Below are 12,614 nucleotides of genomic sequence, written 5' to 3'. Positions count from 1 at the left end.
TAATCAATTATTATTTCCGGGGAAATAAATTTGGAGGGAAGACCGATGCAACAACAAGTTACTGGGAAAGAAATTAAGCTGCCGTGGTTATTAGTTGCCGGGCTCCTCAATAATATGGGTCAAAGTTTTATTTGGCCACTGACAACCATCTATATTCATGATGCACTTCATGAATCGTTGACAGTTGTTGGACTCGTATTGTTGTTTAACTCAACTGCAAATATCATTGGTGCTTATTTAGGTGGCTGGCTGTTTGATCGTGTCGATGCTTATAAGCTGACGTTGATTGCGACAGTTTATGAGTTTATTGCCACGGCCTTCTTGATTTTTTGGCATGGGTGGCCGGCCTTTCCAATAGGTCTTGTATTTATGGGCTTTGGTAGTGGACTTTTGATCACGCTGATTAATTCTTTAGGAACGACCATTAAAAGTCGTGACGGTCGATATGTGTTCAACATGATCTACTTTATGCAAAACCTTGGGGTTGTCTTTGGGACCATGATGGTTGGTTTTGTTTATGAACACGGCGTCCAATATCTATTCATTATCACAGCGGCAATGTATGTGGCGTACTTCTTCATTGCGATGACGCAATTTAACGTAGATAGTGTGCGAGCCCATGCAGCCCATGCCAAGCAGACTAAGAGCAAAATCAAGTTGCCTAAGCCTAATTTGATTATCATCTGGACGTTCTTCGCTACACTGATTGTCATTTGGATCATGTATGAGCAATGGACATCAAACATGGCCGTTTATATGACTGATCAAGGGATTCCACTGACAAAATATAGTTTGTTATGGACGATCAACGCCGGGCTTATTCTTGTCTTTCAAATGGGTGTCAATTTTCTTGGTGATCGTATTCGCAATCCATACTATCAAATCATCCCAGGAATTGCCGCAGTTGCAATATCATTTGTCATTCTGCTCTTTGTTAAACAGTATATTGGGTTTGTCCTTGCCATTGCCGTATTAACACTTGGCGAAGCGACGGCCTTTCCAGCGATTCCGGCGATCGTCAATCAGTTGACCCCATTAGACGTGAAGGGAAAATACCAAGGCGCTGTTAATGCATCTGCCGCTGCTGGTCGGGCGATTGGTCCACTTCTGGGTGGTGTTCTGATTGATGCAACTTCATACAAATTTTTGTTTGGCTTTGCAGCAGTTGCCATTGCGTTGACGTGGATCATGGTGATTGTTATTCGCCGATTGATGTATCATAAAACGACACAGTATTAATGTATTTGGCTAAAAAATAAATACTCATAAAATCGGCAGCAACTCTGATTAGGGTCGCTGCCGATTTTGTTTATAGTGTTATTTCAAGAATTGTCAGTGAATTTGAGGTCAGAACCACGTACAATAAATATAATTATGCTTATATTCGGGGAGATTATGTAGTTGCGACGACAAGAAAAAATTTCACTGACGATTTTAACCTTTGGCGCTTTTTGGAGCTTACTATGCTCTACACTGATGAACATTGCATTGCCAATTTTAATGCGGACGTTTCACGTTACAGCCGAACAAGTCCAATGGGTTAGCAATGGTTATATGCTAATTAACGCACTGATGATTCCAGTTAGTGCCTATTTAATTAAACGGTTTTCATTTAGACGGCTATTTCTTGGTTTTACCAGTGTTTTTTTGGTGGGGACGATTCTGGGTTCAATGGCACCATCTTTTTGGCTAGTCGTGTTTGCACGCATGATTCAGGCCGTTGGAGCAGGTGTTATGGTGCCGCTGGTAAATGTCATGGCGATCCGTTATGCGCCCAAAGGTAAACAGGGGTCAGTGATGGGCTTTATCGGATTGGCATTCAATTTTTCGCCCATTATTGGTCCGACACTGTCAGGCGTCATTTTGACCTACTTCTCTTGGCGGTATTTATTTATCTTACTAATTCCATTTTTGGCAGGCGTGTTGGTTGTGGCTTTTAAGGCGTTACCAGCAGAGTCGCATAGCTTGGCGTTGTCCTTTGACTACCGAGGGTTAATGCTGATTAGTTTAGGTCTATGGTTCTTATTGTGGGCATTATCAAACGTCAGCCAGTTGCTGTCGGGAGAAGGGTTACTGATTAGCTTATCCTTAGTAGCAGCGATAGTTTTCTGGCTATTATTCGTTTGGTTACAATTGCGAACGAAGCAGCCGCTGGTGAACCTTAACGTTTTTAAAACACGTCAGTTTACGTTTGCACTGGTGATTAATTCACTGATAATCGCGACAATGTATGGCAATACGATCCTATTACCGTTGCTTGTCCAAAATAGCATGCATAAGAGCCCGCTTGTGTCTGGACTGGTTATTTTACCTGGGGCATTAATTACCGGCTTTATGTCGTCGACTAGCGGTAAATTTTATGATCGTTTTAAAATCAAACATTTAGTGCTCATTGGACTCACAATTGACCTTTGTGGAACGCTGTTACAAATGTTGATTGGTGCACAGTCATCGATTTGGATGGTGACCTTAGGACAGGCGGTTCGTCAATCAGGTTTGGTACTGATGCTGATTCCGTTACAAACACACTCGTTAGTTTATCTTAAACGGGCGCAACTTCCCGATGGTGTCGCAATTTTTAATACATTACGTCAGGTAGCCGCAACGATGGGAACGGCATTAATTGTGGCGGCTATTACGATTACTGATGCCCGTTTACATGTACCAAACTCGCGGGTCGGGATTCAAGTCGGTTTTGGCATTTGTTTGTGTCTATTACTGGTTGCCGTGACGCAGGCTTTTCGTTTACAAAATGCGAAGGAAATTCAAGATAATGACTAGGCAGAAAAAATTTTAGTTTCACGTGTAACAATATGGTTTTCCGTTTCTTCTAATCAAGAGGTTGATTCATTAATACTTAATAGCACTCGACCGCGTGATGGCGACTGTAATAGTCGTTGTTGCGCGGTTTTAACATCTTGCATTGGAAAAATGCGGTCGATGTGTGCGACGAGCTGACCAGTAGCGAGCATATGAATGATTGTTTGATATTGTTTTGGAGGAATTGGGCTGTTGTTGAACTGACTACGGATATCTTGTCTATGCGGCTGATAATTTGGCAATGCTGAGGTAAATAGAACACCATTCGTTTTTAACGTGCGCTCAATCTTGCCTAGTGTTGTGACATCGCCGGATGTGTCGAGGACGTAATCGAATGTTTCATTAGCGAGATCTTCAACCGTTGAGCGGATGTCGGCATCTACAAAAGTTTGCCGTGTGTACGTTAAGCTCCTTTGAGAAGAAAGGATTGTGAAGGTTATTCCACGTGCAGTTAAAAGCTGGGCGAGATAATCGCCAACGCCACCAGAGGCACCAATGAGTAAGACGTGATCTGTTATTTTCAAACGGACGCTGTTTAAAATCATCATTGCTGTATCAGCACCGCCAAAAATGGTTGCGGCATCAGCGAGTGAAACCTCCTCTGGTAGGGTGAATAAATAAAGTGGAATTGGTGCGTTGACGATTTCTGCGTAACTACCCGTTGGTGTTGCCCCAGCGACACGTGTTCCGACAGCTGGTCCAAGTAGATGACTCGCGTTAACAATTCCTGAAAAGCCATAACCCGGTATTTTGGGCAAATGGTCTGCGTGACCATCAGGTAGTAATCCCATTTCACTTTTTATATCCCAGGGTAATACTGGGACAAAATGGACATTTACCAGTGTGCTCATTAATTGACCATGCGGGGATGGTGTCTCAATAATCCGTAGTGCATCAATGCCGTCGTAACTGGTTTACATAACTGCTTTCATGATATGGACCTCCATTTGTTTTGATGCACGCAGTATAAAACGCATTTCGTTTTGATAAAAATCAGTATTCTGATTTTGTTGGTTTCCTGCTTGCGAGCATACTTTTCTCATGGAGGTGGTTACATGCCAGTTGTTTTATGGTTATTAGTTTTGCTAGGTTTGTCAAAAATTTTCTCGGTGAGTTTTGTGGTTGTTTTAGGCTGGGCTAGCGTTGCCTTGGCAATTTTCTTGGCGGTGAAAATTTGTGCGGTTTTATTCTTTAAGAGAAGGTTGTATTAGAAACAAGGCATAATCACACTAAGATTGAGTAAAGCAGGATCAGTTTTAAAAAGGCAGAAATGTGCGTTATTTTTGGTAAAAAAGTTTCTTCACCAAACAGTTAGCTACTTTAGCCGATTGTTTGATTGACGGGCTGATGAAATAATGACTCAAGAACTTGATACTTTTGCGTTGCTGCTTGTGCCTTGTCATCGTCTTTGATCGTGATATATTCTTTTGATAACAGAAAGAAGAAGTCGGCTAACATGAACGTTACGTTATGGTCGGTAGCCCATTTGATCCCTGTCTGTAGAATAGCGATGGATTCTGATTTTTCGCCATGGTGAAACAGAGTTAGCGCGTATTGATAGAATATTAAACTATAGTTTGGATCAAGAGTTAGATTATCATCGTTTAAGATAATGTTTTCGAGCCGTTTGAATCGCTTAAATTCATGATTGATGTTGGATTCACTTTCGACAAAATCAATGCAGGACATGATGATCATTTCTAAGCTGGTGAGGTGTGTCTGATGTGGAGAGTAGGTGAAGGATAAGGCTAGGTTCAATTCTCTCAGTGCTACTTGTGCATCTTTTGTTAATTGGTAAACGCTGCAGGCATGGTAGTAATAATAAATCTGCAAGTCGTCATCTCGTCGCAAGTGGTCCGCAAGTTCGGATTTTTCTAAATAGTCCCGCATTTGTTGATATAAATGCTGATTACATAATTGTTCAACAGTTTCGTTAAAGTCCTCGTGGTGACCGATTTTGTAGTAATGATTCAATAAAGCGTGATCGATGGACATTTTCAAACGGTTACAGATTTGACCAAGTAGAATCGCATTGGGTACATAATTACCACGTTCAATGTTGCTGATGAGTCCCTGTGAACAAATATCACGTGCTAATTGTTTTTGCGTCATACCTAAACGACGGCGTTGCATGGCTAAATTTTCGCCCAATGTTTGTGCCATGGTAGCAAACGATGTTTCATATTCAGACATGATAATTTCCTCTTAAAACGTATCTGTCTAAGCAATCCAATTAATTAATGTGTGCAGTTTAACATCCTTTTCATAAAAATGGGCAGGAAAAGTGTTGATAAAGTTGGTCTGTCAACATTGTTAAAAATGTGTGTTTTAAATAGTGTTCAATATGAGTTAAATTCAAAAGCCTGATTTCTCAACCAATACTGTGAGAAATCAGGCTTTTTAGACTATTTAAAGTTTGGTACACCAAAGCGCATGTACAACGCAATCATAATGACAACGTAGGCTGTCCGCCCAATCAATGGCCACCAACGAATGAGACCCTTGGACCGGTCCGTTTGATAAGCCAATTCAAGTGAGGCGAGACTGCCGACGACAAGAAAGACCCAACTGGCAAGTGTGAGTGCCATTACGATAGTTACGGCGGACCACCACATCGCAATGTGAGTAGACATCTTGGGGTCAGAATATGCTTTGACAGTGGTTACCAGACAAGCGGCGACATAGCCAACGGCCAGTAACTGAGCAGGAAAATAATACACGAGCAGCACTCACTTTCTTCACGGTTTCATTAAAACGTTCGGTTAATTGTACCGCAAAACGTGCACCTCGCCCACTGTGATTAGAACATCGTTGGTACAATCCCGCCGTCCATACGAATAGCGTTACCACTAAAACCACCAACGGCAGGACTAGCGACAAGGGTGACAAGCTTGCCAATTTCTTCTGGACGAATGAGTCGGCCAAGCGTTGACGTTGGTCGATTCTTGGCCATGTATTCACGTTCTTTTTCTTCAAACGTTTGCTTCGGGTCAGGATACAAATCGTTAATGAAATCGACCACACCTTCAGTCAGTGTGGACCCTGGCATAACGGTGTTTACCGTAACGTTAGTACCACGAGTGACGTTGGCTAAGCTCTTGGATAGATTCAGTTGCATGGCCTTAGTCATGCTATATTGCGGCATTTCTGGGGACGGCATGATGGCGGCCTCACTAGCGATGAAGATAACCCGACCGAAATCAGCTTTCATCAGCCCTGGTAAATAAAATTTCACGAGGTTATTAGCACTTAAAACGTTGGTGTTAAAGTAGCTATTCCAAGTTTCATCGTCGATGTCGAAATAATCCATGGCACCAAAAATACCTAGGTTGTTGATAAGGATGTCTAGTGTTGGAAACTTTTCTTCCAGTGCTGTGCGACCAGCAGATGTTGTTAGATCAAACGGTGCCGGTTGCAAAGATGCATCTGGGACAGCTTCTGTAATGTCGCTGATTGCCGTTGAAACACTATTCTGACTGCGGCCATTGATAATAACCGTGGCTCCTTCCCGAGCTAGTTCAGTAGCAATAGCTTTTCCAATTCCTTTGGTTGAACCTGTTACGAGGGCAATTTTGTGCGTTAATTGTAAATCCATATGTCATAGTCTCCTGTCTTTTTTCAATCATCAGGTTAGTTGGTTCTCAGTTAAAGAACAAGTAGGCACTTTTTGGTAACCGCTGGAAAAGAGAATCATAACAATTAATATATTTGTAAAACACGAACTATCTAATTTATATTGAATATAATAGTTAATATTTATCGTTGATTTAAGAAATGTGCAATGATAGAATTCCTTTATTAACTTGGAAACGAGTTAGCGGATGCTTTTATAAACACGAACTTTATTTAAATGTTCGAAACTAATTAGAAAAGTCAGTCACTCATTTGAGGGTAAGGAGATATTAAGGTGAAACGTGCATTGATTAGCGTATTCAATAAAACAGGAGTTGTGGATTTTGCACTTGGTTTGGTTGACTTGGGTTTTGAAATTGTTTCAACAGGCGGGACTGCACGCCATTTAAGCTCCGCTGGGGTGCCAGTTATTAGCGTAGAGTCAGTGACACAGTTTCCTGAAATGCTCGATGGAAGGGTTAAAACGCTCCATCCCCGCATTCATGCAGGAATACTTGCGCAACGCGATAAAACTGAACACATGCAAACGTTGTCTGAAAACGATATTGAACCGATTGACGTTGTGTGCGTAAATCTATATCCATTTTCTGAAACGATAAATCGACCGGACGTATCACGTACTGAAGCAATTGAGCAAATTGATATCGGTGGTCCGACGGCACTGAGGGCGGCTGCGAAGAACGCTAAAGATGTTTGGGCTGTTGCAGATCCGAGCGATTATTCAGCTGTACTGAATGGCATTAAGTCTGAAGATGCGACGTTACGCAGTCAGCTGGCGGCAAAAGTTTTTTCCATTACTGCCGCCTACGATGCAGCTATTGCACATTATCTAAATCCTGAACCCTTCCCAGAAAAATTAACGATGACATATCAGAAGCGCCAAGCTCTTCGTTATGGTGAAAATGCACATCAACAAGCTGCTTTTTATACAAAGGAATATCCTTCGAAAATAAGTCTTGCATCTGCTAACCAGCTTCACGGTAAAGAACTCTCCTACAACAATATTAAAGACGCTGATGCAGCTTTATCCGCACTTAGTGAATTTGATCAACCAGCAGTGGTGGCAGTCAAACATATGAATCCGTGTGGCATTGGTCTTGGAGATGATATCGAGCAGGCATGGGACAAAGCATACAATGCAGATAAAATGTCGATTTTTGGTGGCATTGTTGCGCTGAATAGATCGGTCGACCTTGCCACAGCGACAAAGATGCACGCCTTGTTTCTAGAAATTATCATGGCGCCTGCGTTTGATGATGATGCTTATGCAGTTTTGGCTAAGAAAAAGAACGTCAGATTGCTAACTATCGGATTAGGAAAAGCACAACCAGGTGAACTTGAGGCGATTTCTGTAACAGGTGGGTTGCTTTTACAAAATAAAGATCTTCAGACTGAAGCAATTACTGATATGACCGTTGTAACAGAAATTCAGCCAACTGAGGCAGAACTAAAAGCTCTTCAGTTTGCACAAACTGTTGTGAAACATGTTAAGAGTAATGCCATTGTTGTAGCTACTGCTGATCAGACGTTGGGCATTGGTTGCGGCCAAATGAATCGTATTGGTTCAGTGGAACTAGCTATTAACGCCGCAAAAAAACAGCCTCGATTTAACGAGGCCGTGTTAGCTAGTGATGCCTTTTTCCCGATGGACGACTGTGTTGAATATGCGGCTAAGCATGGTATTCATGCAATCATTCAACCGGGTGGTAGCATCCGTGATCAAGATTCTATTGATAAGGCCAACGAATCTGGCATTGCAATGGTGACGACAGGTGTTCGGCATTTTCGACACTAGTTTATGACCTGATGTTATTACGCCAAACATACAGAATGATAATCCGGGGGTATTTACATGCATTGGTTGGCTGATTTAATGGCGGCAATAGGCGTTGTTCTGAATGGGATTCCTCAAGGGATTATGGCCATGACTCTGGGATTCGCCATTTTTCCGACATCCTTTTCCTTCGTTTTTGGCGCATTAGTGAACGGCGCGGTTGGATCTGTTGCACCGATTTCATTTCAGGCCGAGTCATTAGGCTTTTTGAGTCGTTTAGGTCAAACACACCGAGAACGGTCGTCGATCATTTTTGGCGGTTCCATCATTATGCTAGTTATTGGTTTGACAGGTACTTTAACGAGTATCGTACATGTTTTAGGAAATGGTATCATCGCGGGTATGATGGCAGGCGTTGGTTTAATGCTTAGTAAGATCAGCTTGACAATGGTTAAAAACGAACGAATTGCTGGCGGCACTTCTGTCGGCGTTGCTGTGCTGACATATTTATTAACGAAGGACTTGGTTTGGACAATTGTTTTATCCGTCATTGCATCAAGCGTAGTGGCCGTTTATGGTACTCACTATCGGGTGGAACTGCCACAATACGTTGTAGAGCGGCGCTTTCACTTCTTGAAACCAATGGTTAATCTGCGAGTGATTCGGGGAGCACTAAGCTTAGCCTGTTTGAATATTGGCGCGAACATTTCATACGGGGTGGTAACTGGTCAGTTAACAGGCATTAAGCCAAATCCGGTGAACCTGAATATTCTGACGGGGACGCAGGCCTTTGCGGATATGGGAACGAGCTTACTTGGTGGGGCGCCAGTAGAAAGTATTATTTCGGCGACCGCAAGTGCACCAGAACCAGTCGTTTCTGGAATATTGATGATGTTGCTAATGGCACTTTTATTATTTTCCGGTTGGTTACCACGATTGGGTAAATATGTACCAGCTGCTTCAATTGCAGGATTTTTGCTAATTTTGGGAGCCGTGATTATTTTTCCAGAGAACGCTGCATTAGCGTTGAAAGGATCTGGTGCATCGATTTCCGCGTTGACATTGATTGTCACAGCATTAGTTGATCCAATGTCAGGCTTATTGACAGGGGCCATTTTCAAATTTATTTTGCCAATAATCGGATTGGGGTTATGAGGATGGAAAAAAGTTATGAAGTTACGATAGGAGTTTTGAAAAGAAAGTTGCCGATTATTCCGATTAGTTCGACTGTTGCAATCGCATCGTTTGTTCTGCTCGGGGATACAGAAATGTCCAGTTATGCAGCCGCTGAACTTGTCAAACGAATAACTGAACCGTTTGATGAAATCGTCACAATGGAAAGCAAAGGTATTCCGTTAGCTGAAGAAATAAGTAAAATAACGCATCGTAAAAGCTATGTCGTCCTTCGCAAAAGTGTAAAGGGGTACATGGCTCATCCAATAAGTGTTCCTGTAAAGTCAATTACGACAGAAGAGTCACAAACGTTAGTGCTAGATGGTAATGATGTTCTTCGACTTACTGACAAACGAATACTCTTAGTGGACGATGTGATTTCGACTGGAGGTTCATTGACTGCAGCAGAAAATTTAATGGCTAAGGTTGATGCCAATGTTGTTTGTAAATGTGCGATTTTGGCCGAGGGAACGGCAGCAACGAGGGATGACATTACTTTTCTGGGGTCTCTGCCAGTCTTTTCAATTTAAGGTTAAGGCGTCCCAATAAAAATAGACAAAAAGAAACTGACCTAGGATCGGGGAATCCTAGGTCAGCCATCATTCTAGAGAGAGTCTTAACATATCTGGGGGGAGATACATTACGTCGGAGGAGTGAGGGGTATGAACTCCTTCGATGTTTATAATATACCGACGTTACCTAAAAGTAAGCTTAAAAAGACTTAATGAAATAGTTGCGAAACGTGTAAATTTCGGTGTTAACGTTTGTAAACGATTGATGTGACAACGTTTACGAGTTTGAAACGTGGCGCATATTTTTTTGAAAAATTTTTAGTGACGCTTTTTTCCCTGGTGCCATAATTCAACTGATGCGTAATCTTCCTTCAACAAGCTAATCATTTGTTGAAGGTGTGCCTGTTGAGTTGCAGATGTTTTGGGACTGAATACATAACGTGCCCAAGAACGCTGATAGCCAGGCGTCAACGTATCGAAGGCTTGATGGGCATCAGTATCTGTGCCGATTAGTTGTTTGAGTTCGCTCAACCGATCTTCATAAGTTGCAACGCGACCAGATGGATTGTCAGCACGACGAGGATTGCTTGCCAGCCAAGTTAATCCCACGGCTGTATAGTTGTCATCAAAACTCACCATCCGCGAAAATTTAAGGCCAGTATCAGCTACTGCACCGCTGTCCTCATCAACGTTGAGAGCGGGGAAAAGAACATCGCGATGAATCCCCGACAGACCAAGTTTGTTTTTCAATTTTGGGTAAATTAGGTAAAGATAGCCCTTAGATGAAAGCAATTTTTCGTCCGCAATCGTTTTAATTTCCGCGGCCATCATGTCTGTTGATAAACAAAAACTCAGAATGAGGTCGTTTGTTTTTGTTGAGGCGCCTACTTGGTTGAACGGCAGTGGATCAATTGTATCTGGTTGATGACGGATCGAAATATGTTTGTACGTGGAGAGTTTGATTTTGTCGGCAAACGTTTTAGGCATAAGTATCACCTTTCATATATACATTAATCTTAGCGTTAATTGTCATCGACAGCATAGCATAGTGCGCAAGAAAAAAGGGGTTAAATACGCCGTTTAAGACGCATTTAACCCCTTATATCTATTTCATTTTAGTGTAAATCAATAGCGACTGATCCCAACTGGTTGGCCATCTGGCAACTGATCTTCATTAACGACAATCACATTACCGCCACGTTGAAGCATAGTGGCACACAGTGAAGGAATAGCATTAGCGGCGGTTGGGTCGGCAATGAATTGATCACGGTCTAAGTGACCGTGCCACTCGGATGTGTCGGCGACGATTAAAGTCCCCAGCTGACCATGAGAAACAGCCGTGGCGATGTCGGTTGGTAATTTGACCTGATGATTGGCATTAGCAGCATCATGGTAAGCTTTGAGTCCCGTTTGAATAATTTGGTCGGCATGCTGTTCAAATAAGGGTTCAACGCGTTGCTGAATCTGGGCAGTACTTAAGTTGGCGGGAGATTCATTCAACGCATAATCTGTGGAAACATGTGTTAAGCGGCTGAGTTTGCGGAATAAAGCTTGATTTTCTGGTAAGGCAAACAGAATTAGCGGGCGTTGTGTATCTTTTTGCCAAGCTTGCATGAAGTTATCAACGGCTTGGAAGTAATTTGTCAGGTCAATATCTTTGCCGACGTCTTTGGTGTGATGACCGTGATAGCCGGCGTGTTCACCGCGACTGACACCATTAACGTCTCCGCCACGGATTTCTGTGCCGAGTGCCTGTGTCAAGGTGGTTGGCGCATCCTCTGGCAGAGGAGTTAAAATCACGCGATGATTACGAATTTGGTAAAGCTTAAACGAATCGCCATTTAGAGCAAGTAAATCGAAATCGAAGGCGCGCTGTTGTTCACGTAGCAGTGGTCGTAACTCGGGAACGGTGCTTACAGACACTTGGTCAGTTACGTTGGCGGACAAATGATCGATGATTACTTGATCTGCTGTGGTTAGAACGGCGATGCTTTCTTTAATATTTTGTGCAAACAGTGCGTCGTCGCTGAGTGCCGCTGTCACTCGCGGTTCAATGCTGGACCACCAGTCCGTGCCAAACTGACGGGTGACGTGTTGCTTTGCCTGACGAATAAGATCCTGAACACGCAATCGTGTGTGAGGCCGATCAGCAGGATCAATGTTTGCGTAAATTGATACAACTGGCGCATCAGGATGTTGTGTTAATAAAGTTGTTAATGTAGCTGTATTTAACAGTGAGTTTGGCATATGCGTTATCCTCCTAATTTAAACACGTCTTAGTTGTTTAGGCATGCGTCCTTTAAGGCTTCAAACACCCGTTAGACGGAACTTTCTACTTGATAGCGTAGCAAGTACCACGGTTGGACGCGAATTATGTGCCTATGGGGATGAATCCGCATAGAGCACAAAAATAAGACAATTTATGAATGAACAGGGTATAATTCTTTCAGTTTAAGAAGGAGGAATTGATATGGAACTAACAAATACAGATTACGATATCTTAGATGCGATTGCCTCAGGACGTGTTGAATCCGGGACGCCAGTTACTCATTTCGTAGACTACTGTGATAATGCGATTGGCGGCGATCCGCGGCCTTTGATCGACGCTGGTTACATCGAAGCCAGTGGCAATACCGTCGAAGGATTAACTGATCAAGGCAAGCAGGCATTAGCAGATCGTAAGACAAAGTAATAACGTCGGT

The 12,614-nt window shown here is 42.7% G+C and carries 13 protein-coding genes; 7 read left to right on the top strand and 6 right to left on the bottom strand.

What is annotated here, in order from left to right; genetic code table 11:
- Positions 1–45 precede the first annotated feature (45 nt).
- Both GB993_RS00405 and GB993_RS00400 read left to right on the top strand, forming a co-directional pair.
- Positions 46–1,239 (top strand): MDR family MFS transporter, encoded by a 1,194-nt coding sequence (locus GB993_RS00405; protein ID WP_161002625.1) that lies wholly within the window; start codon positions 46–48, stop codon positions 1,237–1,239.
- Between the two features lie 162 nt (positions 1,240–1,401).
- Entirely contained in the window at positions 1,402–2,781 is a 1,380-nt protein-coding gene (locus tag GB993_RS00400; RefSeq protein WP_161002624.1) for a DHA2 family efflux MFS transporter permease subunit, read from the top strand.
- A 53-nt stretch (positions 2,782–2,834) separates the two neighbouring features.
- On the opposite strand, the gene GB993_RS00395 is transcribed toward GB993_RS00400, so the two are convergent.
- Positions 2,835–3,611 carry a zinc-binding dehydrogenase gene (locus tag GB993_RS00395; RefSeq protein ID WP_161002623.1) on the bottom strand — a complete coding sequence of 259 codons (777 nt, stop codon included), beginning with the start codon at positions 3,609–3,611 and terminating at the stop codon, positions 2,835–2,837.
- 264 nt (positions 3,612–3,875) lie between these two features.
- Here GB993_RS00395 and GB993_RS00390 point away from each other — a divergent pair, with 264 nt between their 5' ends.
- Entirely contained in the window at positions 3,876–4,031 is a 156-nt protein-coding gene (locus GB993_RS00390) for a hypothetical protein (protein WP_161002622.1), read from the top strand.
- Positions 4,032–4,140: 109 nt separating this feature from the next.
- Here GB993_RS00390 and GB993_RS00385 read toward each other — a convergent pair whose 3' ends face one another.
- The 3 genes from GB993_RS00385 to GB993_RS00375 all read right to left on the bottom strand — a co-directional run bounded on the left by GB993_RS00385 (position 4,141) and on the right by GB993_RS00375 (position 6,415).
- Entirely contained in the window at positions 4,141–5,013 is an 873-nt protein-coding gene (locus GB993_RS00385) for a helix-turn-helix transcriptional regulator (RefSeq protein ID WP_161002621.1), read from the bottom strand.
- Between the two features lie 212 nt (positions 5,014–5,225).
- On the bottom strand, positions 5,226–5,540 hold the full coding sequence (locus GB993_RS00380) for a hypothetical protein (protein ID WP_161002620.1): 315 nt from the start codon (positions 5,538–5,540) through the stop codon (positions 5,226–5,228).
- Positions 5,541–5,620: 80 nt separating this feature from the next.
- A complete protein-coding gene (locus tag GB993_RS00375; RefSeq protein ID WP_161002619.1) occupies positions 5,621–6,415 on the bottom strand; it encodes an SDR family NAD(P)-dependent oxidoreductase in 795 nt (264 codons plus the stop codon).
- A 312-nt stretch (positions 6,416–6,727) separates the two neighbouring features.
- Here GB993_RS00375 and purH point away from each other — a divergent pair, with 312 nt between their 5' ends.
- The 3 genes from purH to GB993_RS00360 are packed head-to-tail and all read left to right on the top strand — an operon-like array spanning position 6,728 to position 9,930.
- Positions 6,728–8,248 (top strand): bifunctional phosphoribosylaminoimidazolecarboxamide formyltransferase/IMP cyclohydrolase, encoded by a 1,521-nt coding sequence (gene purH / locus GB993_RS00370; RefSeq protein ID WP_161002618.1) that lies wholly within the window; start codon positions 6,728–6,730, stop codon positions 8,246–8,248.
- Positions 8,249–8,305: 57 nt separating this feature from the next.
- On the top strand, positions 8,306–9,382 hold the full coding sequence (locus tag GB993_RS00365; RefSeq protein ID WP_161002617.1) for an NCS2 family permease: 1,077 nt from the start codon (positions 8,306–8,308) through the stop codon (positions 9,380–9,382).
- Between the two features lie 2 nt (positions 9,383–9,384).
- Entirely contained in the window at positions 9,385–9,930 is a 546-nt protein-coding gene (locus GB993_RS00360; protein WP_161002616.1) for a phosphoribosyltransferase family protein, read from the top strand.
- Between the two features lie 300 nt (positions 9,931–10,230).
- On the opposite strand, the gene GB993_RS00355 is transcribed toward GB993_RS00360, so the two are convergent.
- On the bottom strand, positions 10,231–10,899 hold the full coding sequence (locus GB993_RS00355) for a YdeI/OmpD-associated family protein (RefSeq protein ID WP_161002615.1): 669 nt from the start codon (positions 10,897–10,899) through the stop codon (positions 10,231–10,233).
- Between the two features lie 138 nt (positions 10,900–11,037).
- Complete coding sequence (locus tag GB993_RS00350; protein ID WP_161002614.1) at positions 11,038–12,159, bottom strand: baeRF6 domain-containing protein; 1,122 nt, start codon at positions 12,157–12,159, stop codon at positions 11,038–11,040.
- Between the two features lie 223 nt (positions 12,160–12,382).
- Between GB993_RS00350 and GB993_RS00345 the strand changes: the two genes are divergently transcribed.
- A complete protein-coding gene (locus tag GB993_RS00345; protein WP_161002613.1) occupies positions 12,383–12,604 on the top strand; it encodes a hypothetical protein in 222 nt (73 codons plus the stop codon).
- Positions 12,605–12,614 lie beyond the last annotated feature (10 nt).

This window comes from Furfurilactobacillus milii (genome assembly GCF_009864005.1).
Taxonomy (GTDB): Bacteria; Bacillota; Bacilli; order Lactobacillales; family Lactobacillaceae; genus Furfurilactobacillus; species Furfurilactobacillus rossiae_B.
This window is presented reverse-complemented; position numbering and strand designations above follow the sequence as displayed.